Here is a 22,761-nt window from a genome sequence, read left to right as displayed (position 1 = left end):
GGAGCGCCACCCGCCCGGCCCCATGGCCCTACCGGATGGTGATCGTGATCGACGACCCCTTGGGCGCCTCGTCCCCGCCCTCCACGGACTGGTCCTTCACCGTGTCACCGAAGAGACCGAGCAGACCGCGGTCCTCGTCGACCTTGAAGCCGGCGGCCTCCAGCTCGGCGTGCGCCTCGTCGACCTTCTTGCCCGTGACGTCCGGGACCTCGACCATCACGGGGCCCTTGGAGATCGTCAGCGTCACCGTGTCGCCCTCGGCGAGCTGCTTGCCCGCGCCGGGGGACTGCTCGGCCACATCGCCCTTGTCCTCCTCCGAGTTGACCCGGTCCGTGGCGATCTCCACCTTCAGACCGGCCTCCTCCAGCTCGGCGACGGCGTCGTCCTCGGAGTCGCCCGTGACGTCGGGGACGTCGACCGGCGTGCCCTTGGAGACGACCAGGGCCACCGCGGAACCGGACTTGCGGGTCGTGCCCGCCACCGGGTCCGTGCTGATCACGGAGCCCTTCGGGATCTCCTCGCTGAACGCCCTGGTGATCATGCCGGGTACCAGGCCCCGGCCCTTGAGGTCGCTCTTCGCCGTGGTGAGCGCGGTGCCCTTCAGATCGGGGACCTCCACGGTCTCCGGGCCCTTCGACACCGTCAGGTTCACCGTGCCGTCGTCCCGGATGCGGGCACCCGACTCGGGGTCGGTGGCCATCACCGTGCCGCGCTTGTACGCGTCGCTGTACGCGCGCGAGATCCGGCCGGTCTGCAGCCCGGCCTCGTCGAGCCGCTGCTTCGCCTGCGCCTCGGTCTTGGTGAGCAGGGCGGGGACCTTCGTGAACTGCCCCGAGTTGATGTACCAGACGCCCGCTCCCACGCCGAGGGCCAGCAGCACCGCGGCGACGACCAGGAACACGCCGCGGCGCGGGCCGCGGCCACCCGGGCGCCGGGCGGGCGCGGGCGGCGCCGGCGGCGGGGTCGCCAGGCGGCTCGTGCGGTTGAGCTCGTCCTCCGGGGCGGGCAGCGGCAGCTGCACCGCGTTCGTCCGGATCGCCCGCGGGATCACGCTCGTACGGTCGTCGGCGCCCGCGTGCTCGGCGTCGCGCGCCTGCGGCGGCACCGCGTCCAACTGGGCGTCACTGAGCGCCGACCGGGCGTTCCTGACGTCGCCGAGCAGTGCCACCGCGTCGTGCGGGCGGACCGCGGGGGTGCGGGCGGTGGCCGACGCGACCAGCTCGTCCAGCTCGAACGGGAGGCCGGGGACCAGCGCTGAGGGCGGCGGCACGTCCTCGTTCAGGTGCTTGTACAGGATCTGGGCGGGGGTCTCCCCGGAGTGCGGCTTGGCGCCGGTCAGCATCTCGTAGAGCACGACCCCGCACGCGTACACGTCCACGCTCGCGGTCGCGGTGCCGTCCTCGATCTGCTCGGGCGCCAGGTACGACACCGTGCCGAGGACCGAACCCGTCGTGTTCGTGACCGAGTCCACCGCGCGGACGAGACCGAAGTCCGCCACCTTCACCCGGCCGTCGTCCCCTATCAGGACGTTCTCCGGCTTCATGTCGCGGTGCACGAAGCCCGCGCGGTGCGCCGCCCCGAGCGCGGCGAGGACCGGCTCCAGGATGTCCAGCGCCGCGCGCGGCCTGAGCGCTCCCCGGTCCCGCAGCACGTCACGGAGCGTGCAGCCCGCGATGTACTCCATCGCCAGGTACACGTACGCGCCGTCCGTGCCCTGGTCGTACACGCCGACCACATTGGGGTGCGAGAGGCGGGCGACGGACTTGGCCTCGCGGATGAAGCGGTCGACGAACGAGGCGTCGGCCGCGAGCGAGGGGTGCATCACCTTGAGCGCGAGCACCCGGTCGAGGCGGGTGTCCACGGCCCGGTAGACCGTGGCCATCCCGCCGACCGCGATGCGTGCGTCGATGCGGTACCGGCCGTCGAGCACATGCCCGAGCAACGGGTCCTGAAGGGTCGTGTCCACGCAGCGAGTCTACGAGGAGCCACCGACAGGCCGGTCCCGTGCGGCGGGACCGGATCCGTACTGCAGCAGAGCTGTGACCGGGCGTGCGATCAGAACGCGGGGCGTTCGGGATCCAGCTGCGCCTGCCCCTCCGAAGGGGACGACGCCGCGGCGAAATGGCGCTTGGGGATGCGTCCGGCACGGTACGCGAGGCGGCCCGCCTCGACCGCGTGCCGCATGCCCTCGGCCATCAGGACCGGCTCCTGCGCGCGGGTCACCGCCGAGGCGAGCATCACACCCGCGCACCCCAGTTCCATGGCGAGCGCCACATCGGAGGCCGTGCCCGCGCCCGCGTCCAGGATCACCGGCACGCGCGCGTGCTCGACGATCAGCTGGAAGTTGTGCGGGTTGCGGATGCCGAGCCCGGAGCCGATCGGGGAGCCGAGCGGCATGACGGCCGCGCAGCCCACGTCCTCCAGCTTCCGGGCGAGGACCGGGTCGTCGTTCGTGTAGGGCAGGACCGTGAACCCGTCGTCGACCAGCGTCTCGGCGGCGTCGAGCAGCTCGACCGGGTCCGGCAGGAGGGTGCGCTCGTCGGCGATGACCTCCAGCTTGATCAGGTCCGTGCCGAGCGCCTCGCGCGCGAGGCGGGCCGTGAGGACCGCCTCTCCCGCGGTGAAGCAGCCCGCCGTGTTCGGCAGCACCCCGATGCCGAGCTTCTCCAGGACCGAGAGCACCGACCCGTGGACGTCGGCGTTCACCCGGCGCATGGCCACCGTGGTGAGCTCGGTGCCGGAGGCGGTCAGCGAGCGTTCCAGGACGTCGAGGCTCGGCGCCCCTCCCGTGCCCATGATCAGGCGCGAGGAGTAGGTGGTGCCGCCGAGGACGAAAGCGTCGTCAGCCATGATCGAGTCAGCCTCCTTGTACGGCGGTGAGCACTTCGACGCGGTCTCCTTCGGAGAGCGCCGTGACGGGCCACTGGGTGCGCGGGACGACGGTCTCGTTGAGCGCGGCCGCGACACCGGAGTGCGCGGCGGTGAGGGTGGCCACGAGGGCGTCCAGGGTGGTGCCGGACGCCACCGCGCGCGGCTCACCGTTGAGGGATACGTTCATGCGGGCTGCTCCAAGGAGGCGCCGCTGAAGCGCCTGGGGGTGAACGGGCGGGCCTCTTCCGGGAGTTCACCGGTGGCCAGGACCTGCGCCATGGCGTCGCCGGTGACCGGCGTGAGCAGCACGCCGTTGCGGTAGTGGCCGGTGGCCAGGAGGAGTCCGGGCAGCGCCGTCGGGCCGAGCAGCGGCGCGTTGTCCGGGGAGCCGGGGCGCAGGCCCGCGCGGGTCTCGGTCAGCGGCAGCTCCGTGATGCCGGGGACGAGTTCGTGGGCGTCCCGCAGCAGTTCGTAGACGCCGCCCGCCGTGACCTCGGTGTCCCAGCCGAGCTCCTCGGTGGTGGCGCCGACGACCAGTTCGCCGTTGACGCGCGGCACCAGGTAGACGTGGCTGCCGCGGACCACGGCGCGGACCGTGCGGCTCAGGAACGGCGCGTACCGCTTCGGCACCGTCAGCCGCAGGACCTGGCCCTTGACCGGCCGGACCGGCGGCAGCACCTCGTCGGGGACCCCCGCGAGCTGACCGCTGCGGCTGCCTCCCGCCAGCACCACCTGGTCCGCCGCGAACTCGCCGCCGTCGGCGAGGACGACCCCGCGGGCCCGGCCCCGTGCGACGGAGAGCCGTTCGGCCCACGTCCGGTGGAAGACCACGCCGGACCGCTCGCAGGCCGTCACGAGGGCGCCCGCGAGCCTTCTCGGGTCGATCTGGTGGTCACCGTCGACCCGCAGGCCCCCGCGCACGCCCGGCGCGAGCATCGGCTCCAGGCGGCGGCAGTCCCGGCCCGACAGCCACTCGGACTCCAGGCCCGACTTCCGCTGCAGGGCGTGCAGTTCCCGCAGGTGCGCCCGGTCGTCCGCGTCGAGGGCGACGGCCAGCGTGCCGCACGCGCGGTAGCCGAGGTCCTGGCCCGACGCCTCGGACAGCTCCGCGGCGAACTCCGGATAGCGCCGCGCCGACTCGACGTTCAGACCGAGCAACGTCTGCTCGCCGTAGTGGAGTTCGGTGACGGCGGCCAGCATCCCGGCCGCCACCTGGGCGGCCCCGCCGCCCGGTGCGGGGTCCACGACCGCGACGGACAGACCGCGCTGCGCGGCCCTCCACGCGGTGACCAGACCGATGATGCCGCCCCCGACGACGACTGCGTCGGTGGTGGTGCTCGGCGTACGCGACATGGGCGTCCAGCCCCTCCCTTCGCCGGCATGACCCGGATCAGGTTCGTACGGTCGGAGGCCGCTCCAGCCTCCCTCTCAGCCCGCTGCGTACGGGCTCCCGCGAGTGCTTTACGTTGGCCACCCTAACTCTTCGCCGTCAGCCCCAGTAAGGGAGCCTCCGCCCGTGGCCCGATCCCTCGACGGTCTCGTCCTCGCCCCCGTAGCCGACCAGGCGCCGGGGCAGGTGGGCACCAGGACGCGCTTCCGCTACCACGAGCAGGACGGCCGGATCTGGGCCGACTACGAAGGCGGCGACGTCGTGCGGGGACACCTCGTGGGGACCCGCGCCGGCGACCGGCTCGACTTCCGCTACGTCCAGTTGAAGACCGACGGCAGCACGTCCTCCGGGCACTGCGTCTCCGTCGTGTCCGAACGGCCCGACGGGCGCCTGCGGCTCGACGAGACCTGGGCCTGGGAGTCGCAGGAGGGCAGCGGGACCAGCGTCGTCGAGGAGATCACCGCACCGGTTTGATCACTAAACCGGTGACACGTGTGCAGGACGTCACGGGCCGGGAGTGGCCCACGCCGCTGACTGACACAAGATCAGGTGCCTAAGGTGATCCCGTGAGTGAGCAGCGGAGCGGGAACGGGACGCCCACGGGGCAGCGGAACGTCGTCATCGTCGGCGCGGGCATGGCCGGTGTGCAGACGGCGGTGGCCCTGCGCGAACAGGGGTTCCCCGGCACCGTCACGCTCATCGGCGCCGAACCCCACCAGCCCTACGACCGCCCGCCGCTGTCCAAGGCCGTCCTGCTCGGCAAGGCCGAGGGCTCGGCCTTCGACGTCGACTTCGAGGCGCTCGGCGTCACCCTGGAACTCGGCCGCGAGGTCACCGGCCTGCGCCCCGCCGACCACGAGCTGGACACGGCCCACGGCCCGGTGCCGTACGACGTCCTGGTCGTCGCCACCGGCGCCGAGCCGGTCCGGCTGCCGGGCGCGCAGGCCACGCCCGGCACGCACCTGCTGCGCACCCTCGACGACGCCGAGCGGCTGCGCCCGGTCCTCGCCGAGCAGCGCGACGTGGTCGTCGTCGGGGCCGGCTGGATCGGTGCCGAGTTCGCCACAGCGGCCCGCGAGGCGGGCTGCCGGGTCACCGTCGTGGAGGCGGCCGAGCGACCGCTGGCCGGGGCGCTGCCCGCGGAGATCGCCGCCCCCATGACGGCCTGGTACGCGGACGCCGGAGCCCGGCTGCGCACCCACGCGCGCGTGGCGAGCGTCGAGGAGGGGGCCGTGGTCCTGGACGACGGCACGCGGCTGCCCGCGGGCGCCGTCGTCGTCGGCATCGGCGCCCGCCCCGCCACCCGCTGGCTGGCCGGCTCCGGCATCGAGCTGGGCGCCCACCGCGAGGTGGTGGCGGACGAGCGGCTGCGCACCTCCGTACCCGACGTGTACGCGGTGGGGGACTGCTCGTCCTTCCCGTCGACGCGCTACGCGAAGCGCCTGATGGTCCACCACTGGGACAACGCGCTGCAGGGGCCCCGCACGGTCGCGGCGAACATCATCGGCGAGACCCCGGCCGCCTACGACCCGGTGCCCTACTTCTGGTCCGAGCAGTTCGGCCGCTTCGTGCAGTACGCCGGCCACCACGAGGTCGCCGACACGACGGTCTGGCGCGGCGACCCGGCCGGCGCGGCGTGGTCGGTGTGCTGGCTGCGGGACGGCGCCCTCGTGGCCGTCCTGGCCGTCGGCAAGCCCCGCGACCTCGCGCAGGGGCGCAAGCTCATCGAGGCGGGCACCGTCCTGGACCCCGACCGGCTGGCCGACCCCGCCCGGCCGCTCAAGGCCGCGGTGGCCTGAGCGGTCCGACCGGCCTGAGCGGCCTGAGCGATCTGAGCGGTCCGACCGACCCGACCGACCCGTTCGCGCGCACGGAACGCCTGGTCAGCGGGGCCCGGCTTCCGAGTGTCAGTCCGGGATGGCAGGCTTGTCCTGTGACCGAGATTGACGCAAAGACGGATGCTCTCGTCCCCGACTGGCTCACCCTCCCCGACATCGCCGAGCAGTTCGGTGTCGAGGTGACGCGTGTGCGACAGCTGGTGAAGGAAGGCCAGCTGATCGCCGTACGCCGTGGTGAGAACAGGGCACTGCACGTGCCCGCCGCCTTCATCGACGGCGACAAGATCGTCAAGGGCCTCACCGGGACCCTGACGCTCCTGCGGGACGACGGCTTCACCGACGAAGAGATGCTGGAGTGGCTCTTCACTCCCGACGACACCCTGCCGGGCACCCCCGCGCAGGCGCTGAGCGAGAATCGCGGCACGGAGGTGAAGCGCCGCGCCCAGGCGCTCGCCGTCTGACCTGACGACCGTCCGGCGTGCGCACCACGGGCTGTGTGGTGCGCACGCCACCGACACCGCACCACATACGGGGGGACTTCCATGGCCGACTCCAAGCGCGCGCTGCTCGCCGACGCACGGCTGTACCTGTGCACCGACGCGCGCAAGCGCCAGGGCGACCTGCCGGAGTTCCTCGACGCCGTGCTGTCCGGCGGCGTCGACATCGTGCAGCTGCGCGACAAGGGCATGGAGGCGGGCGAGGAGCTCGAGCACCTCGCCGTGTTCGCCGAAGCGGCCCGCCGCCACGGCAAGCTCTTCGCGGTGAACGACCGGGCGGACGTCGCCCACGCGACGGGCTCGGACGTGCTGCACCTGGGCCAGGGCGACCTGCCGGTCCCCGCGGCCCGCGCGGTCCTCGGCGCGGACGTCCTGATCGGCCGCTCCACGCACGCCGACGAGGAGGCCGCCGCGGCCGCGGTCCAGGAGGGCGTGGACTACTTCTGCACCGGCCCCTGCTGGCCGACGCCGACGAAGCCCGGCCGGTACGCCCCGGGCCTCGACCTGGTGCGGTACACGGCGGGCCTCGGCACCGACCGTCCCTGGTTCGCCATCGGCGGCATCGACCTCGGGAACCTGGACGAGGTGCTGGACGCCGGCGCCCGCCGCGTCGTCGTCGTCCGGGCCATCACCGAGGCCGACGATCCGGGTGCCGCGGCGGCCGAGTTCGCGAAGCGCCTGCGCACCGTGTGACCCGTGGGGAACAGGCGTTCCGGCCCGCTGTCCGCAGGGTGGACGGGGATTAGGGGCAACCGGATTCCGTCAGTAACCTGCCCGTATGGCCCTTGGCACCGCTTCCACCAGGACTGATCGCGCTCGCACCGTGCGCGACATGCTCGCGACCGGCAAGACGACGTATTCGTTCGAGTTCTCCGCGCCGAAGACCGCGAAGGGCGAGCGCAACCTGTGGAACGCGCTGCGCAGGGTCGAGGCGGTCGCGCCCGACTTCGTCTCCGTCACGTACGGCGCCGGCGGTTCCACGCGCGCGGGCACCGTCAAGGAGACGCAGCAGATCGTCGGGGACACGACGCTGACGCCGGTCGCCCACATCACCGCCGTCGAGCACTCGGTGGCCGAACTGCGCAACATCATCGGCCAGTACGCCGACGCCGGGATCCGGAACATGCTGGCGGTCCGCGGTGACCCGCCGGGCGACCCGATGGGTGACTGGGTCTCGCACCCGGAGGGCCTGACGTACGCGGCCGAACTCGTCGAACTGATCAAGGAGTCCGGCGACTTCTGCGTCGGCGTCGCCGCGTTCCCCGCGATGCACCCCCGCTCCGCGGACTGGGACTCCGACGTGCGGCACTTCGTCGACAAGTGCCGGGCCGGCGCCGACTACGCGATCACCCAGATGTTCTTCTACCCGGAGGAGTACCTGCGGCTGCGCGACAAGGTCGCCGCCGCGGGCTGCGACACCCCGATCATCCCGGAATGCATGCCGGTGACGAGTGTGCGCATGCTCGAGCGCCTGCCCAAGCTCAGCAACGCCGACTTCCCTCCGGCGCTGAAAGAGCGGATCCTCACAGCCAAAGACGATCCAGCCGCTGTACGCTCCATTGGCATCGAGTTCGCTACGGAGTTTTGCGCCAAGCTGCTTGACGAGGGAGTGCCGGGTCTGCACTTCATTACGCTCAACAACTCCACGGCGACGCTGGAAATCTACGAGAACCTGGGCCTGCACGACCAGCGGGCCTGATGGGCCGTACCCGTAGGGGGATACGGCCGTACGAGAGGGGCGTACATGGGCTGGGCGGTCCTCTATGCGGCATTCGGGCTGGTGGCACTCTGGCTCCTCGGTGAGGTGCTGCTGCAGTACAAGGCGAGGCTGCGCTGGCGGCTGCTGGCCTTCGTGGGCTTCGTCGGAGTCGTCCTCGGCGTCCTGATGCCGTCGGTGGTCGTCATCGGCGTGGGCGCCATCGCCTTCGCGATCGGCCAGACGTACGTCACGCTGTCGTTCCGCCGGGGCTTCGCGGCGGGCTGGGCGCTCAAGCACGGCCCCGAAGGTGCCGAGAAGCCGGGCGCCGACAAGCGCCGTCGCAAGGACATCCACCAGGACCCCACGCTCGAGGTCTCCGACCTGGAGTACGAGCAGGCGCCGCAGGAGGCGTACGCACAGGCCCCGGAGTCCCCGGCCGAGCAGACCACGGTGTACGCGGCCGAGCCGATGCCGGACGACACCGGCCAGTACGGCGTCTACAGCGACACCGCGTACGCGCAGTCGGCGCAGGGCGCCCAGAACTACGGCTACGACACCGCGTCCTACGGCTACGACCAGCAGCAGGGCTACGGCTACGACACCGGCCAGCAGCCGTACGCCGCGCCGTACTCCGACCCGTACATCGGCGCCCAGACCTACCCCCAGCAGCCCCAGTACGGCGATCCGTACGCCACCGGGCAGCAGCAGTACGCCGACCCGTACGCGACGGCCGCGGGCTACGGCTCGGACACCCCGCCCGGCGGCGTCTGGGTTCCGCAGCAGCGCAGCGGGGACGGGCAGGAGCAGAACTACGGCGGTGAACTCCCGCCCGAGCAGCCCTATCCCGGCTATCCGCAGCACGACCCGAACACCGGGTACGACACGGGCTACAACGAGCAGCAGTACCGGTACTGAAGCAACCGGGCGCAACCGGTACTGAGCAACCGGTACTGAATCCCGACCGCGGCCCGCTGCCGCGGTCCGCTCCGCCGTCCGCGGCTCACTGGGAGCCGCGGAACTCCGGGCCCTCCACGATCAGGCCCGCCACCAGCGCCCCCGACATGCCCGCGTGCGGCAGTCCGCCGCCGGGGTGAGACCAGCCGCCCACCGCGAACAGACCGGCCAGCTCCGTGCCGTTCGCCGGGTGCAGCAGCCGGCCCTGGGCCGCGGCCAGCGCGGGCGCGGGCACGGCGCCGCCGTCCGCGCCGGTCGCCGCGGCGATGTCCTGAGGCGTCGCGACCTCGTGCCAGAGCAGGCGCTCGCGCAGCCCGGGCACGGCCCGCTCGGCCGCCGCGATGACGGACTCCACCTCGGCCTCGGCCACGCGCGCGTGCGCGGGCACCGTCGCGGTCACGGTGACCGCCTCGTGCCCGGCGTCCGGCACCTGGGCCGGGTCAGCGGCGCGCAGCACCGTGACCGTCGGCCTGGGCGGTCGCGCCCCGCCGTCGAAGAGCCACGCCAACTCGGCGTCCCGGTCGGGGCTGTGCACCACGGTCCGGTGCGCGGTGCCCTCCGGCGCGGCCCCGCGCAGCGCCAGGTGCACCGTGAGCCGGCTGGGCCACGACGTCTCGGACTGGGCCGGGACCTCGCCCCGGACGCCCTGCCCGGCCAGCAGTCCGTCGAGCACCCGCGGGGCGACGCCCGCCACCACGAACTCGGCGTCCTCCACCGACCCGTCGGCCAGCTCCACGCCCGCCGCCCGGCCGTCCCGGACCACGACGCGGGTGACGGCCGAACCGAATCTGAACTCGACCTTCCGCTTCAGGCAGCGCGCGTACACGGCGTCCGCCAGGGCGCGCAGGCCGCCGGTCACCGCCCACGTCCCGAAGGTCTGCTCCATGTACGGCAGCACGGCGGCGCTCGCCGGTGCCGTGCGGGGATCGAGGCCGTACGCCAGCGCGTACTGCTCCAGGAGCGCCACCAGGCGGGGATCGCCGCCGAGTTCGAGCGTGCCGATGCCGGCGAGCGTCGTCGCCGCGCGGTCCTTGCGCAGCAGGCGCCGCCGGACCACCGCCGGGTACGGCTCGCGGTCGGCGAGCACCTGCCAGTTCGGCCAGAGGGGCTCTTCGAGGAGGGGGCGCCGGGAGCGGTCCCAGGCCTCCCGCGCCCGGTTCATGAACGCCGACCAGCGCGCGCCCGCGCCCGCGCCGACCGCCGCGTCCAGGGCCTCGGCGACCCCCGCACGCCGCGCGTTCGGCAGGTCCGTCGTCGTGCCGTCCGCGAAGACGTGCCGCACGGCGGGCTCGACCTGGGTGAGGCCGACGAGGTCCTCCAGGGGCTCCTTGCCGGTCTTCACGAACAGGTCGCGGTACACGGCGGGCAGGTGGAGCAGGCCCGGGCCGGTGTCGAACGCGAAGCCGTCGCGCTCGAACCTGCCGACCGCCCCGCCGTACGTCGACGCGCGCTCGAAGACCACCGGTCGGTGGCCCGCGACGGCCAGCCGAGCGGCGGCCGCCATGGCGCCCATGCCCGCGCCGATCACCGCAATTCGTGCCATGCCAGGGACTTTATCGGCCGCCACCGACAACGCCGCTCGCAGGTCAGGGCGGCGGTGGCGCCTCGCGGGCGAGCCGCTTCTCCTCGCGCCGCTGGGCCCGTCTGCGCAGGAACCTGCGGATGCGCCGGATCAGGAAGAACAGCAGCACCAGGCCGAGGAACAGCAGCACCGCCGCGATGATCGCCGCGGCCTCCGGATGGAACATCGCGAACGTCAGGATGCCGCCGACCCCGAGGTCCTCGGCGGAGCTCATCACGAAGTTCGACACCGGCTCGGGCGAGGTGTTGATCGCCATCCGGGTGCCGGCCTTCACGGTGTGGCTGGCCAGCGCCGTCGACCCGCCGATCGCGCCCGCAGCGAGATCGGACAGCGACCCGCTCTGCCCGGCGAGCAGCGCCCCCACGACCGCCCCGGACACCGGCCGGATCACGGTGTGCACCGTGTCCCACACCGAGTCCACGTACGGGATCTTGTCGGCGACGGCCTCGCACAGGAAGAGCACTCCCGCCACGATCAGCACATCGGGTCGCTGCAACGACTCGGGGACCTCGTCGGTCAGCCCGGTCGCGCCGAAGATGCCGAGCAGCAGGACCACCGCGTACGCGTTGATGCCGCTCGCCCAGCCACTGGTGAACACCAGGGGGAGTACGGACACGGACAAGATCGTAACCAGTGGAGAACTCTCCGTGCCTGGGGATGAGCACGCAGGTCTGAGTATCCGTACCTAGTCGGTGAGATGAGTAGGTACACGGATGGGGTCCGACCTGCGCGGACGGGAGAGTGGTGGGCACGGAGAGGGGCACGGTTCCGGTACCGCCGACACGGGGCGGCGGAACGGGCGCGGTGCTCCTGGCCGCTCCTCTCGCCCGTCAGGGTGGGAGCGAGGCACGGGGGACCCGGGGGAGACCCGACGGGGCCCGACGGGGGAACAACGGGGGATGCGCCGGTCCGGTGAGGCCTGAGAATGACCACAGGCCCTGCCGGACCGGCGCTTCACGTGCGGGTCAGGCCCTGCCGGTCAGCGGCTGACCGCCGCCCACCCGCCCCTGGAGCAGCAGCGACAGCGCCGCGTGCACGTCGTCCAGGGAGCGCTCCGGCTGGAACGCCTGCCAGTCCAGGGCGGCCACGAGGACCATGCCCACGAGGGCGGCCGCCGTGAGCGGCACGTCGATCTCCTCGCTCAGCTCGCCGCTCTCCACGGCGCCGCGCAGCACGTCCTCCACGACGGCCACCGCCTCCTGGCGGACCACGGCGAGCGTGGACTGCCAGGCGCGGTTGGTGCGCCACAGCTCCGCGACGTAGAGCTGCGTGAAGGCCGGGTACCGGTCGATGAAGACCAGGCCCGCGTGGATCATCGCGTCCAGGGCGTCGACCTTGCTGCCGCCCCGCTCGTCCGTCTTCTGCGCCGCGTCCCGCAAGGAGGTGGTGAGGAGCCCGACGCCGTGGCGCAGCAGCTCCTCGAAGAGGACCGACTTGCTGGCGAAGTTGTAGTAGACCGTGCCCTTCGCGACCCCGGCGCGCTCGGCGATCTCGTCGACCGTCGTCGCGGAGAAGCCCTGCTCCGCGATGAGCGTGACAGCGGCCTCATAGAGCTTCTGCCGGGTGGCCTGGCGCCGTGTGCTGCTTTCCATGGCCCTGATTGTCACAGGCCGCCTCGCGGGCGCGCTCACAGGCTCAGCTCGGGGTGCAGCCGGTCGAGCGTCCACACCTGCTTGCGACGGGCCGTCAGGGCCGTCAGCGCCAGCGCGCCGGCCGTGAACGCCGCGAGGACCGCGCACGCCTGCCACACGGGGCCGAGCCCGCCGCCGGAGATCAGTCGCCGCAGGGCCTCGACGACGTAGCTCATCGGCAGGAACGGGTGCAGCGCGTTGAAGAAGCCGGGACTCGTCTGCACCGGGTACGTGCCGCCCGCCGACGTCAGCTGCAGCATCAGGAACGCGAGCACGAGGATCCGGCCCGCCGCCCCGAACCGTGCGTTCAGCCACTGGACGATGGCCGCGAAGCAGGCCGTGACCAGGCACAGGAAGCCGACCGTGCCCGCCGCGTGCAGCATCTGGAGGCCCAGGGCCCAGTGCAGTACGGACATCAGGGCCGCCACCTGGAGGAGGCCGAGGGCGGCGACGGGCAGCCAGCCCGCGAGAGCCACCCGCCACGAGGAGGCGCCCACGGCGAGCGCCCGCCGGTTGAGCGGGGCGATCAGCATGTAGGCGACCATCGCGCCCACCCACAGGGACAGCGGGATGAAGTAGGGCGCGAAGCCCGTCCCGTAGTTGGGCGCCTTGTGCAGCGACTGCGAGGCGAGCTGGACCGGGTCGGCCATCACCCCGGTGCGCTGGTCGCGGTCCTTCTTGTCGTAGTCGGGGATCTTCTGGACGCCGTCGTGCAGCCCGCCCGCCAGCTTCCCCGAGCCGTCGGCCAGCTTGAACATGCCGCCGTTGAGATCGTTCGCCCCGGTCTTCAACCTGCCGACGCCGGAGTCGAGTTCGGTGGATCCGGTCTTCGCCGTGCCGAGCCCCGTGTGCAGCTTCTCGGCGCCCGTGGCGACCCGGCCCGCGCCCTTGTTGAGCTTGTTGATCTGGGCGACCGCGGTCTCGACGTCCTGGTCGAGCGTCGGGGCGCGCTCGGCGAGCGCCTCGGACTGCTTCTGGAGGGTCGCCAGATGGCTGTCCATGAGGTCCAGGTCGCCGTGCTCGTCCTGGATGAGGGTGTTCAGGTCGTCGGAGACGGTGGCGACGTCCTCGGCCGCCGTCTTCGCCTTCTTCAGGTCAGGACAGGCCGGGTCGTCCAGCAGCGCCTTCTCGCAGCGCCGCTCGTAGATCGCGGTGAGGACGTCCGATCCCGCGTGGGCTCCCTTGTGCGCGGCGGGCGCGAGCTTCACCAGGGTGTCCAGGTTGTGCCGGACCCCCGCGGCGGAGTCGGCGACCAGCCGGGCCGTGTCACCGATCGCCTTCTTGTTGTCCTTCAGGAACGGGCGCACCTTGTCGGCGGCGCCGTTGACCTTGTCGGCGAGCACCTGGGTGCCGTCGGAGACCTGACGGGACCCCGTCTCCAGGTCGCCGGCCCCCTTGTCGAGCTTCTTCAGGCCGCTCGCCAGGTCGCCGCTGCCCTTCTTGGCGTCCTTCAGGCCGTCGGCGAGGTCCTTCGACCCCTTCTTGGCCTTGCCGATGCCGCCCTTGAGCTGGTCCGCGCCGTCCGCGGCCTTCTTGGTCGCGTCGTGGATGTCCGAGAAGGAGATGAAGATCTTGTCGAGGAAGGAGCGCGACGCCTTCGTGGACGCCGCGGAGCGCACCTCGGAGAAGACCGTCCGGGAGATCTGCCCGACGATGTAGTTGTTCGCGTCGTTCGTACGCACCTGAAGGGCGCTGGTCTCCGGAGAGTTCCCGGAGCTCGACGCGATGCGCTTGCTGAAGTCCCGCGGCATGGTCAGCGACAGGTAGTACGTGCCGTCCTCGACGCCCTTCTCGGCCTGCGCGGCGCCGACCTCGTGCCACTGGAAGGTGTCGCTGTCGTACAGCCCCTTGGTGATCTCGTCGCCGGCGCTGATCTTCCGGCCCGCGGCGGTCGCCCCCCGGTCGTCGTTGACGAGCGCGACGGGGATCTTGTCGAGCTTCCCGTACGGGTCCCAGAACGACCACAGGTACAGCGCCCCGTAGAGCAGCGGCAGCAGCAGGAGGGCGACGAGCGCGGCGCGCGGCAGCTTCCCCCTGCCGAAGCGCCTGAGCTCAAGCGCGGCCAGCTTCGGCGAGCGCATCGGCCGCCTCCTTGTCGGTGTCGGTCGTCTCTTCGGAGCGCTCTTCGGGGTTGTCTTCGGGATCCGTCGTGCGGACGGGGGCGGCGGTCGACACGACGACCGCGCCCTGAGGGGCCTCGCTGCACACGGCCACGACGGTGGTGCCGGCGTCGGCGATCGCTCGCAACCCGTCCCAGACCTCGGCCCGTTCGGCGTCCGACAGCTTCAGGTCGGTGTCGTCGACGGCGATCAGGCGGGGGCGGCCGACGAGGGCCAGGGCGAGGGAGAGGCGCAGCGCCTCGACGCGCTCCAGGTCGCGCACGGCGGTGCGGGAGCCCTTGGGCAGGGCCTCGCGGTCGAGCCCGGCGGCGGTCAGCGCGGTGTCGATCCGCAGCTTCGCCTCGGCGGTCCGCTCCGCGCGCGGCCTGAGGAGTCCGCGCAGCGTGCCGTCGAACCGCCGCTGCAGCAGCGCCCGTTCGTGCAGGTGCTCGGCCACGGTGAGGGCCGGATCCAGGTCGGTGACCCCGGGCACGTGCGCGAGTGCGCTCACCCGGCGCACGGCGCTCATCTGCTTCGGCAGCCGGAACCCGGCGACCTCGGCCGCGCCCTCCGCGGGGCGCATGCGTCCGGTCAGCGCGAGCAGCAGACAGGTGCGGCCGCTGCCGGACGGTCCCTCGACCGCGACCAGGGACCCGGCGGGCGCGTCGATGTCGACGCCGCGGAACGCCCAGCCGCGCGGCCCCTTCAGCCCGAACCCCTCGGCGGTGACGGCTGCGCCGCCTGGCGCGGCCCCGCCCTGCGGACCGTTCATGGCCCCCCCTGACCCCTCTTTTTGAACTGACTGGTCAGTGCAAAAACTAGCCCGAACCTTCGATCGAGGCAAAAGCCCAGGTCAGGGCCGATTGTCAGTGGCGTACTCCACGATGGGCACATACGGCCACTGCGCCGTCACACGACGACAGGAGGTTCGTCATGGCTGGACATCAGGCATCCACCGCAGCAGCCGCACGCCGCCGCGCCGCCACCGGCCCTGCCCCCTCACTGACCGGACCGGCGAGTGACGTCCACCCGGTACTGCGCCGGGCGGGCGCGCCACCCGCCGCCCTCGACCTGCTCGCCCAGGCCCGCGCCGGACTCGACGAGGCCGCCGCGTTCGAGACGTCGAACGAGCGGTACGCGACGGCCCACCTCGCCGCGCTGCGCACCGCCGCCGCCGTGCTCGCGGCCCGCGGCCGGCCCGAGCCCACCCCGAAGCGCCGCGCCAAGATCCGGAGCGCCTGGGAGGTGCTCCCCGAGATAGCCCCCGAACTGACCGAGTGGAGCGCACTGTTCGCCTCGGGGGCGACCCGTCGCGCCCGCGCGGAGGCGGGCATACGCGGCGCGGCCAGCGTCCGCGACGCCGACGATCTGGTGCGCGACGTGGCGATGTTCCTCCGCCTCGTCGAGCGCATGCTCGTCCTGCAGCCGGTGCTGCCCCAGCCCCGGCAGGAGGACGACCTGCGCGTGGCGGAGCGGGAGGTGCCCGACGCGGGCTGAGCTCCCGGGGTGACGTGCGCGGATGACATGGGCGCCGGTCCGGGCCCATTAGGGTGGAGGCGCCCGAACCTGTTCACGCTCCGCCCCACCGGCCGGAGCCGCGCCGAGGAGTCACTCCCGTGTCGGACCCGATGCGCCCCCGAGCGTCTCTCCGTACTGCCGTGGTCTGGGAGGTCCTCAAGGACGCTCTGGACCGCCGCGCCAAGGCCGCCGGGAGCCGGCCCCTCGACGTCCTCGACACCGGCGGCGGCAGCGGCAACTTCGCGGTGCCCGTCGCCGCCCTCGGCCACCGCGTCACGGTCGTCGACCCCAGCCCGAACGCGCTGTTCGCGCTGGAGCGCCGCGCCGCCGAGGCCGGCGTGGCCGACCGGGTGCAGGGCGTGCAGGGCGACGTGTCGGGCCTGTTCGACGTCGTCGAGCGCGACGCGTTCGACGCGGTGCTCTGCCACGGCGTCCTGGAGTACGTCGAGGAGCCGGCGGAGGGCGTGCGCAACGCGGTCGACGCGCTGCGCTCCGGCGGTGTGCTCAGCCTGCTCGCCGCCGGCCTCGGCGGCGCCGTGCTCGCCCGGGCCCTCGCCGGTCACTTCAAGGAGGCCAGAACGGCCCTTGACGACCCGGCAGGACGCTGGGGCGAGGGCGACCCCGTGCCCCGCCGCTTCACCGCCGAGCAGCTCTCCCAGCTCGTCGGTGACGCGGGCGTGGACGTCGGCGCCGTGCACGGCGTGCGGGTCTTCGCGGACCTCGTCCCAGGCGTTCTCGTGGACACCGAGCCGGGCGCCCTCCAGGAGCTTCTCAAGCTGGAGGCGGCCGCCGCCGAACTGCCCGCCTTCCACTCCGTGGCGACGCAACTGCACGTGCTGGGCGAGAAGCGGGTGGCCGAAAAGGGCTGAGCGACTCCGGAGAGCCGCCGCTGATCAGCGGCGCAGCGGCAGATGGAGTACGCCACAGGCCCCCCGATCGGACGCTCGGCGCCGTATGATCTGGGTAGACCGTCCGGCATGACGGGTCGGCCACCGGGGAATGACGCCTCAGTGAGCCGGAGCGGCGTGACGCGGTCCGGAATGGTGAAGTTGGCGTAGAGGGGCGGGTTTCACGGGGGCGATTCCCTGCCTATCCTGAAGGGGACCCCCGGTCGCCCCGGCGACTGCACGATGAGGAGGACTCCGTGCCGCTCTCGGAGCACGAGCAGCGAATGCTCGAGCAGATGGAGCGAGCGCTGTACGCCGAAGATCCCAAGTTCGCGACAGCGCTTGAGGGAAGCGGGCTGCGTACGTACACCCGACGTCGGGTCTACCAGGCAGTCGCGGGCTTCCTGGTGGGTATCGCGCTCCTCATGGCAGGAATGGTCGCGCAGCAGATCTGGATCAGCGTGGTGGGATTCCTCGTCATGCTGGGCTGTGCGGTGCTCGCGGTCACCGGTTGGCGCAAGGCGCCCAAGCCCGGTGAACAGCAGGCGGGAGCGGTGCCAGGCGCACCCGCGGCCCGACGGCAGAGCAAGCAGAAGCGCTCCATGATGGACCGGATCGAGCAGCGCTGGCAGCGCCGCCGGGACGAGCAGGGCGGCCGCTGAGCGCCTCGGCGCCGAGCAGCTGACACACGTACATGAAGGGTGACCGCCTCCGGCGGTCACCCTTTGTGCGTAAGGGGACCGCGTCAGAGGACCGCCTACTGGGGCCCGGTCAGGAAGAAGGGCGCCGGCCACCTCGTGGTGACCGGCGCCCTCAGTCGCGTACCGAACGGCGTACCGAACGGCGTACGGAACCGGGTGCGGAGGGGCTCACCCCTCCTGGCCGGACGGCCGTGAGCGGAGCGCGGTCAGCCGGTCCCGCAGCCGCACGGCGAACGCCTGCCGGCGCTCCGCGAGGGCCCACACCACCCGGACGGCCGAGCGGGGCGCGAACGTCGCGCGCAGCCGCGTCGTCCGGCTCACCTTCGCGTGCAGACCGGAGTGCAGCCGGCGCACGTCCTCACCGACCCCCGACGCGGGCTGCGGCCGTGGCGCGTACAGGACCTGCTCCACCGCGGCCGCCACCCGATGGACCGACTCCGCGGCCGCCGGATCCAGCTGCCCGAGCCGGACGATGCGGGCCGCCGCCTTCCGCGGGGTCTGCGACTCGTCCGGCGGGATGCCGTGGTCCCACGCCGTGTCCGTCACCTCCCGCCAGGCCGCGAGCGTGCGCCCGGCGACGTCGTCGTCGGTGCGGCCTGACGAACCCAGCCGTAGCGCTCTGATCCGCTTGCGCCACAGCATGGGCAGCAGCGGGACCACGATCACCAGCAGCACGGCCAGCGCACCCAGCACGATCGGGCCGGTCGGCGGGCCGTCGTCCGTCGAGCCGCCGACGATCGCCGGCGCCGTGTTCCCACAGCTGCCGTCCTTGCGCTGGGCCAGCGAGCAGCTCTCCGAGGAGGACGGCTGGGAGGCCGAGGGCGCCGACGAGGCGGACTCGGTGGGCGCCGCCGGATCCGTCGGGCTGCCCGCCGGAGCGGTGTCCTGCGTGTACTCGGGGACCGTGCCGCGGTTCGGCGTCGGCTCGAAGCGGGTCCAGCCCACGCCCTCGAAGTACAGCTCGGGCCAGGCGTGCGCGTCCCGCAGGCCCACCGAGTACTTGCCGTCGCCCCCGGGCGAGCCCGGCGTGAAGCCGACCGCGACGCGGGCCGGGATGCCCAGCGTCCTGGCCATGGCCGCCATCGAGAAGGAGAAGTGGACGCAGAAGCCCTCCTTCTGCTTCAGGAAGCGGGCGATCGCGGCCGAGCCGCTGCCGGCCGTCACCTCGGTGTTGTACGTGAAGCCGCCGTTGACCGCGAAGTAGTCCTGCAGCTTCACGGCCCGCTCGTAGTTGTTCGCCGCGCCCTCGGTGACCCTGAGCGCGGTCTCCTCCACCACCCGCGGCAGTGAGGGCGGCACCTCCGTGAACTCACGGGCGAAGTCGGTCGACGGCGCCCCGGCGTCCGCGAGCTGCTGGGCGGTCGGCTGCACGATCAGGCTGTTGACGGTGTACTGCTTGCCGCGCGTGGTCTGGCCGTGGTCGCCCACCAGCGTCCGGCCGACCCGCTCGAACCGCCAGCGGCCGTTGATCGACACCTTCGTCGCAGGGAACGGCATGGGCAGCCAGTCCTGCGCGTACCAGTCGGCCGCCGCGATGCGCGTCTGGACCTCGGTCCTGCGGATCTGGTCGCTGAGGCCCTGCGGGCCGGGCAGCGTCGAGGGCACGTCCGTGATGCTGCGCACCGAAGGACGCCAGGTCGTGCCGTCGAAGTCGTCGAGCGCCACGATCCGCAGATACATGTCGGACGTCTGCGGGGCGTTCGTCCGGTACGACATGACCTCCCGGTCCTCCGGCTGGTTCAGGCTGTTCTGCAGCGAGACCAGCGGGTTGACCGCGGAGATCGTGCCGCCGCCCCCCACGCCGCTGCCCACGCCCGAGCCGGACGGGCCCAGGAGGCCGCCGTCCAGCGCCGGCAGGGCCAGCGGCACCGCGAGGGCGATGCCCAGCGCCACGGCGCCGATCCGCCGACCGGTGCGGACCGGGGCGATCGCGCCGCTCCCGCCGTCCGCCCCCGGAGACGCACCCGGCCCCCGCCCGGTACCGCCGAAGACCCGGCCCCACTGGGAGAGCCGGTCGCGGCCCTCGGCGAGCAGCAGCAGGAGGAAGCCGGCGGCCGCCAGCACGAACCACAGCCAGTCGGCGCTGCCCTCGGAGAGGCCCGCCGCGACCGAGTACAGCGCGAGCAGCGGCAGCCCGGCCGGGGCCGCGCTGCGGAAGGTCACCGCGAGCGCGTCCACCGCGAGCCCGATCACCAGCGTGCCGCCGACCAGCATCAGACGGATGCCGTCGGACAGCGGCGCCGGGATCGCGAACCGGCTGACGTCGTCGCCGCCCGCCTCCAGGAGCAGCCCGAAGTGCCGGAAGGCCTCCGGCCCAGGGACGACCGCGCCGAGCGCCTGCTCGTGGGCGAAGACCAGGGTGAGCAGCAGCAGCGAGACCAGTGCCTGCGCCGCCACCGTCAGCGGCCGCGCGAGCGGCACCCGGCGGGCCACCGCGCCCACCGCGGCCTGGATCACCAGCAGGATCGCGGCCTGCACCAGCCACGTCGACCGGTTCACCAGGGGCAGCAGCGCGCACGAGGCCAGGAACGTGGCCAGCGTCGCGCAGATCGAAAGGCGGGCACCGCCGCTCATGACCAACCTCCGGCGGAGCTCGATGGATGCGTCCCGGTACGGTCCCGGTCCGCCTGGCGCCACAGCTCCACCAGGGAGGTGCCCGGAGACACGGCCACCGCGCTCCAGCCCGCCTCCTGCAGCAGCCGCAGCCGCTCGGCGCAGCGCTGCGACACCGGCGCTCCCGGGCCCAGGGCCCACGATTCGCTGTCGAGCAGGAAGGCGACCGCACCGCCGCTGCGCTGGCGCATCTTGGCGGCCACGCTGGCCTGCTCCTCGTCCATGTCGCCGAAGAAGGCGATCAGCAGTCCCTCGTTCCCCCCGCGCAGCACGTCGTACGCGGAGGAGAGCGTGTAGTTGTCGGAGTGGTCGACGACGGCGAGCGTGTCCATCATCAGGCCCGCGGCGTCCGCCGACTCCTGGCTGGCGCCCGCGAACCCGTCGGTGCCCTCGCCCGGAACCGCGGTGCCGGTGTCGGTCAACAGGCGCACGGAGAAGCCTCGTTCGAGCATGTGCACCAGGGCGGAGGCCGTGCCGGACACCGCCCACTCGAAGGGCGAGTCGGGGCCCGCGCCCTGGAACGCGACACCGCGCGTGTCGAGCAGCACCGTGCAGCGGGCCCGCTGCGGCTGCTCCTCGCGGCGCACCATCAGCTCGCCGTAGCGCGCGGTCGACCGCCAGTGGACGCGGCGCAGGTCGTCGCCGTGCCGGTAACCGCGCGGGATCACGTCGTCCTCGCCGGCGAGCGCGAGCGAGCGGTGCCGCCCGTCGCCGTACCCCTTGGCCTCCCCGGAGAGCCGCACCGCGGGCAGCGGCTCCACGCGCGGAATCACCGTCAGCGTGTCGTACGTCGAGAAGGACCTGGTCAGTTCGCACATGCCGAACGGGTCCGTGAGGCGCAGTTGCAGCGGTCCCAGCGGATAACGGCCCCGCAGGTCCGAGCGGACCCGGTAGGAGACCTCGCGGCGGCCGCCCGCCTCGACCCGGTCGAGCACGAAGCGGGGCCGCGGCCCGAGCACGTACGGCACCCGGTCCTGGAGCATCAGCAGACCGGTGGGAAGGCGCGAGATGTTGTCCATGCGCAGATGGACGCGGGCCTCGGAACTCGCGGGCACGCGCGCGGGGGAGAGGCGGCGGCTGCCCGCGACCCGGTAACGGGTGCGGTACAGGACGCCCGCGCAGACCAGCGGGAGCACCGCGAGCAGCAGGCCGACCCGGAGCAGATCGCTCTGCCCCAGCACGTACGCGCAGACCGCCGCGGCGACACCGGCGGCCAGGAACGAGCGCCCGCGCGTGGTCAGTCCGGCGAGGGCCGTGCGCAGACCGCTCTTGTCGCCCTTGTCGTCCGTCGCGCCGTCGCCGTCGGTGAACCCGCCCCCCGGGTCCGCCGCGTAGTACCCCCCTGCCGCCATCACAGCCTCCGGGTGCCGGGCGGCTGCTGGCCGTACATCGGAGCCGAGTTGAAGTTCTGCTGCGGTGCGCGGGTGTCGGTGGCCGGGACCGGGGTGCGCTGCAGGATGTCGAGGACGACCTGCTCGGCGGTGCGCCGGTTCAACTGGGCCTGCGCGGTGGGCAGCAGACGGTGCGCCAGGACCGCGACGGCCAGCGCCTGCACGTCGTCCGGCAGCGCGTACTCCCGGCCGCTCAGGGCGGCCGACGCCTTGGCCGCGCGCAGCAGGTGCAGGGTCGCGCGTGGGGACGCGCCGAGTCTGAGGTCCGGGTGCGTGCGGGTGGCGGCGACCAGGTCCACCGCGTAGCGCCGGACGGCATCGGCGACGTGGACCGTGCGCACCGCGTCCACCAGCTTGACGATGTCGTGCGCGTGCGCCACCGGCTGCAGGTCGTCCAGGGGACTCACGCCGCCGTGGACGTCCAGCATCTGCAGCTCGGCCTCCGGGCTCGGATAGCCGATGGAGACCCGGGCCATGAACCGGTCGCGCTGGGCTTCGGGCAGCGGGTACGTGCCCTCCATCTCGACCGGGTTCTGCGTCGCCACCACCATGAAGGGACTGGGCAGTTCGTAGGTCTTGCCGTCGATCGTGACCTGCCGCTCCTCCATGGACTCCAGGAGCGCGGACTGCGTCTTGGGGGACGCGCGGTTGATCTCGTCGCCGATCACGATCTGGGCGAAGATCGCGCCCGGCTTGAACTCGAAGTCCCGCCGCTGCTGGTCGAAGATGGACACACCGGTGATGTCCGACGGCAGCAGGTCGGGAGTGAACTGGATGCGGCGCACCGAGCAGTCGATGGACCGCGCGAGCGCCTTGGCCAGCATCGTCTTGCCGACGCCCGGCACATCCTCGATGAGCAGATGCCCCTCGGCGAGCAGCACCGTCAGCGAAAGCCGTACGACCTCAGGCTTGCCTTCGATCACACCCTCCACCGACCTGCGGACCCGCTCCACAGTGGTGGTCAGATCAGTGAGGCTCGCTCGATCGTCATAGGTCGTCACCCGGCCCTCCTCGGCCCGTACTTTCCCGGGCCGACGCTCTGCGATGCGGACCGGCCCACCCCGAAACACGGACACCACGCGCGAAAAGT

General features: G+C 72.8%; 21 protein-coding genes and 1 riboswitch. Of the genes, 9 read left to right on the top strand and 12 right to left on the bottom strand.

Going from position 1 to position 22,761, the window contains the following annotated elements:
- Window positions 1-28 precede the first annotated feature (28 nt).
- The 4 genes from pknB to thiO form a co-directional block, all read right to left on the bottom strand.
- Window positions 29-1,966 (bottom strand): Stk1 family PASTA domain-containing Ser/Thr kinase, encoded by a 1,938-nt coding sequence (gene pknB / locus RBJ77_RS35350; protein ID WP_372348732.1) that lies wholly within the window; start codon window positions 1,964-1,966, stop codon window positions 29-31.
- An 89-nt stretch (window positions 1,967-2,055) separates the two neighbouring features.
- Window positions 2,056-2,850 carry a thiazole synthase gene (locus RBJ77_RS35345; RefSeq protein WP_372348731.1) on the bottom strand — a complete coding sequence of 265 codons (795 nt, stop codon included), beginning with the start codon at window positions 2,848-2,850 and terminating at the stop codon, window positions 2,056-2,058.
- 7 nt (window positions 2,851-2,857) lie between these two features.
- On the bottom strand, window positions 2,858-3,058 hold the full coding sequence (thiS, locus tag RBJ77_RS35340) for a sulfur carrier protein ThiS (RefSeq protein ID WP_372348730.1): 201 nt from the start codon (window positions 3,056-3,058) through the stop codon (window positions 2,858-2,860).
- The gene (gene thiO, locus RBJ77_RS35335; protein WP_372348729.1) at window positions 3,055-4,224 is read right to left on the bottom strand and encodes a glycine oxidase ThiO; all 1,170 of its coding nucleotides are present in this window, start codon (window positions 4,222-4,224) and stop codon (window positions 3,055-3,057) included. The genes thiS and thiO overlap by 4 nt, the downstream gene beginning before the upstream one ends.
- Window positions 4,222-4,335: riboswitch (TPP riboswitch) on the bottom strand. (Overlaps the previous gene by 3 nt.)
- Before the next feature lie 52 nt (window positions 4,336-4,387).
- Between thiO and RBJ77_RS35330 the strand changes: the two genes are divergently transcribed.
- The 6 genes from RBJ77_RS35330 (at window position 4,388) to RBJ77_RS35305 (ending at window position 9,210) form a co-directional block, all read left to right on the top strand.
- The gene (locus RBJ77_RS35330) at window positions 4,388-4,735 is read left to right on the top strand and encodes a hypothetical protein (protein WP_372348728.1); all 348 of its coding nucleotides are present in this window, start codon (window positions 4,388-4,390) and stop codon (window positions 4,733-4,735) included.
- Between the two features lie 92 nt (window positions 4,736-4,827).
- Window positions 4,828-6,060 carry an NAD(P)/FAD-dependent oxidoreductase gene (locus RBJ77_RS35325; protein WP_372348727.1) on the top strand — a complete coding sequence of 411 codons (1,233 nt, stop codon included), beginning with the start codon at window positions 4,828-4,830 and terminating at the stop codon, window positions 6,058-6,060.
- Between the two features lie 134 nt (window positions 6,061-6,194).
- Window positions 6,195-6,560, top strand: coding sequence for an Rv2175c family DNA-binding protein (locus RBJ77_RS35320; RefSeq protein WP_372348726.1), 366 nt, complete (start codon window positions 6,195-6,197; stop codon window positions 6,558-6,560).
- A gap of 81 nt (window positions 6,561-6,641) precedes the next feature.
- Entirely contained in the window at window positions 6,642-7,289 is a 648-nt protein-coding gene (thiE, locus tag RBJ77_RS35315) for a thiamine phosphate synthase (protein WP_372348725.1), read from the top strand.
- A gap of 85 nt (window positions 7,290-7,374) precedes the next feature.
- Window positions 7,375-8,295, top strand: a complete 921-nt coding sequence (gene metF / locus RBJ77_RS35310; RefSeq protein WP_372348724.1) for a methylenetetrahydrofolate reductase [NAD(P)H] — start codon at window positions 7,375-7,377, stop codon at window positions 8,293-8,295.
- 45 nt (window positions 8,296-8,340) lie between these two features.
- Entirely contained in the window at window positions 8,341-9,210 is an 870-nt protein-coding gene (locus RBJ77_RS35305; protein ID WP_372348723.1) for a hypothetical protein, read from the top strand.
- A gap of 85 nt (window positions 9,211-9,295) precedes the next feature.
- On the opposite strand, the gene RBJ77_RS35300 is transcribed toward RBJ77_RS35305, so the two are convergent.
- The 5 genes from RBJ77_RS35300 to RBJ77_RS35280 all read right to left on the bottom strand — a co-directional run bounded on the left by RBJ77_RS35300 (window position 9,296) and on the right by RBJ77_RS35280 (window position 15,333).
- A complete protein-coding gene (locus RBJ77_RS35300) occupies window positions 9,296-10,792 on the bottom strand; it encodes a phytoene desaturase family protein (RefSeq protein ID WP_372348722.1) in 1,497 nt (498 codons plus the stop codon).
- 43 nt (window positions 10,793-10,835) lie between these two features.
- On the bottom strand, window positions 10,836-11,447 hold the full coding sequence (locus tag RBJ77_RS35295) for a DUF4126 domain-containing protein (protein WP_372348721.1): 612 nt from the start codon (window positions 11,445-11,447) through the stop codon (window positions 10,836-10,838).
- A 349-nt stretch (window positions 11,448-11,796) separates the two neighbouring features.
- On the bottom strand, window positions 11,797-12,423 hold the full coding sequence (locus RBJ77_RS35290; protein WP_372348720.1) for a TetR/AcrR family transcriptional regulator: 627 nt from the start codon (window positions 12,421-12,423) through the stop codon (window positions 11,797-11,799).
- A gap of 35 nt (window positions 12,424-12,458) precedes the next feature.
- Window positions 12,459-14,543, bottom strand: a complete 2,085-nt coding sequence (locus RBJ77_RS35285; RefSeq protein WP_372348719.1) for a YhgE/Pip family protein — start codon at window positions 14,541-14,543, stop codon at window positions 12,459-12,461.
- Window positions 14,515-15,333, bottom strand: a complete 819-nt coding sequence (locus tag RBJ77_RS35280; protein WP_372348718.1) for an ATP-binding cassette domain-containing protein — start codon at window positions 15,331-15,333, stop codon at window positions 14,515-14,517. Before RBJ77_RS35280 ends, RBJ77_RS35285 begins: the two co-directional genes overlap by 29 nt.
- Window positions 15,334-15,494: 161 nt before the next feature.
- Here RBJ77_RS35280 and RBJ77_RS35275 point away from each other — a divergent pair, with 161 nt between their 5' ends.
- The 3 genes from RBJ77_RS35275 (at window position 15,495) to RBJ77_RS35265 (ending at window position 17,628) form a co-directional block, all read left to right on the top strand.
- Window positions 15,495-16,058, top strand: coding sequence for an SAV_6107 family HEPN domain-containing protein (locus tag RBJ77_RS35275; RefSeq protein WP_255972215.1), 564 nt, complete (start codon window positions 15,495-15,497; stop codon window positions 16,056-16,058).
- Window positions 16,059-16,177: 119 nt separating this feature from the next.
- A complete protein-coding gene (locus RBJ77_RS35270; protein WP_372348717.1) occupies window positions 16,178-16,948 on the top strand; it encodes a methyltransferase in 771 nt (256 codons plus the stop codon).
- 275 nt (window positions 16,949-17,223) lie between these two features.
- A complete protein-coding gene (locus RBJ77_RS35265) occupies window positions 17,224-17,628 on the top strand; it encodes a DUF3040 domain-containing protein (protein WP_255972219.1) in 405 nt (134 codons plus the stop codon).
- 207 nt (window positions 17,629-17,835) lie between these two features.
- Here RBJ77_RS35265 and RBJ77_RS35260 read toward each other — a convergent pair whose 3' ends face one another.
- From RBJ77_RS35260 to RBJ77_RS35250, 3 genes are read right to left on the bottom strand one after another with little or no spacing between them, the layout of a single operon-like run.
- Window positions 17,836-20,241, bottom strand: coding sequence for a DUF3488 and DUF4129 domain-containing transglutaminase family protein (locus RBJ77_RS35260; protein ID WP_372348716.1), 2,406 nt, complete (start codon window positions 20,239-20,241; stop codon window positions 17,836-17,838).
- Window positions 20,238-21,632 (bottom strand): DUF58 domain-containing protein, encoded by a 1,395-nt coding sequence (locus RBJ77_RS35255; protein WP_372348715.1) that lies wholly within the window; start codon window positions 21,630-21,632, stop codon window positions 20,238-20,240. The genes RBJ77_RS35260 and RBJ77_RS35255 overlap by 4 nt, the downstream gene beginning before the upstream one ends.
- Window positions 21,632-22,672 (bottom strand): AAA family ATPase, encoded by a 1,041-nt coding sequence (locus RBJ77_RS35250; protein WP_372348714.1) that lies wholly within the window; start codon window positions 22,670-22,672, stop codon window positions 21,632-21,634. Before RBJ77_RS35250 ends, RBJ77_RS35255 begins: the two co-directional genes overlap by 1 nt.
- Between the last annotated feature and the right edge of the window lie 89 nt (window positions 22,673-22,761).

This window comes from Streptomyces sp. KL116D (genome assembly GCF_030766975.1).
Lineage (GTDB): Bacteria > Actinomycetota > Actinomycetes > Streptomycetales > Streptomycetaceae > Streptomyces > Streptomyces longispororuber_A.
This window is presented reverse-complemented; position numbering and strand designations above follow the sequence as displayed.

Excerpts from the sequence above, each read along its gene's own strand:
- metF (WP_372348724.1), top strand. The coding sequence starts at position 7,375 with ATGGCCCTTGGCACCGCTTCCACCAGGACTGATCGCGCTCGCACCGTG.
- thiO (WP_372348729.1), bottom strand. The coding sequence starts at position 4,224 with ATGTCGCGTACGCCGAGCACCACCACCGACGCAGTCGTCGTCGGGGGC.
- RBJ77_RS35280 (WP_372348718.1), bottom strand. The coding sequence starts at position 15,333 with ATGAACGGTCCGCAGGGCGGGGCCGCGCCAGGCGGCGCAGCCGTCACC.
- thiS (WP_372348730.1), bottom strand. The coding sequence starts at position 3,058 with ATGAACGTATCCCTCAACGGTGAGCCGCGCGCGGTGGCGTCCGGCACC.
- thiE (WP_372348725.1), top strand. The coding sequence starts at position 6,642 with ATGGCCGACTCCAAGCGCGCGCTGCTCGCCGACGCACGGCTGTACCTG.
- RBJ77_RS35260 (WP_372348716.1), bottom strand. The coding sequence starts at position 20,241 with ATGAGCGGCGGTGCCCGCCTTTCGATCTGCGCGACGCTGGCCACGTTC.
- RBJ77_RS35285 (WP_372348719.1), bottom strand. The coding sequence starts at position 14,543 with ATGCGCTCGCCGAAGCTGGCCGCGCTTGAGCTCAGGCGCTTCGGCAGG.
- RBJ77_RS35300 (WP_372348722.1), bottom strand. The coding sequence starts at position 10,792 with ATGGCACGAATTGCGGTGATCGGCGCGGGCATGGGCGCCATGGCGGCC.
- RBJ77_RS35290 (WP_372348720.1), bottom strand. The coding sequence starts at position 12,423 with ATGGAAAGCAGCACACGGCGCCAGGCCACCCGGCAGAAGCTCTATGAG.
- RBJ77_RS35255 (WP_372348715.1), bottom strand. The coding sequence starts at position 21,632 with ATGGCGGCAGGGGGGTACTACGCGGCGGACCCGGGGGGCGGGTTCACC.
- RBJ77_RS35345 (WP_372348731.1), bottom strand. The coding sequence starts at position 2,850 with ATGGCTGACGACGCTTTCGTCCTCGGCGGCACCACCTACTCCTCGCGC.
- RBJ77_RS35275 (WP_255972215.1), top strand. The coding sequence starts at position 15,495 with ATGGCTGGACATCAGGCATCCACCGCAGCAGCCGCACGCCGCCGCGCC.
- RBJ77_RS35305 (WP_372348723.1), top strand. The coding sequence starts at position 8,341 with ATGGGCTGGGCGGTCCTCTATGCGGCATTCGGGCTGGTGGCACTCTGG.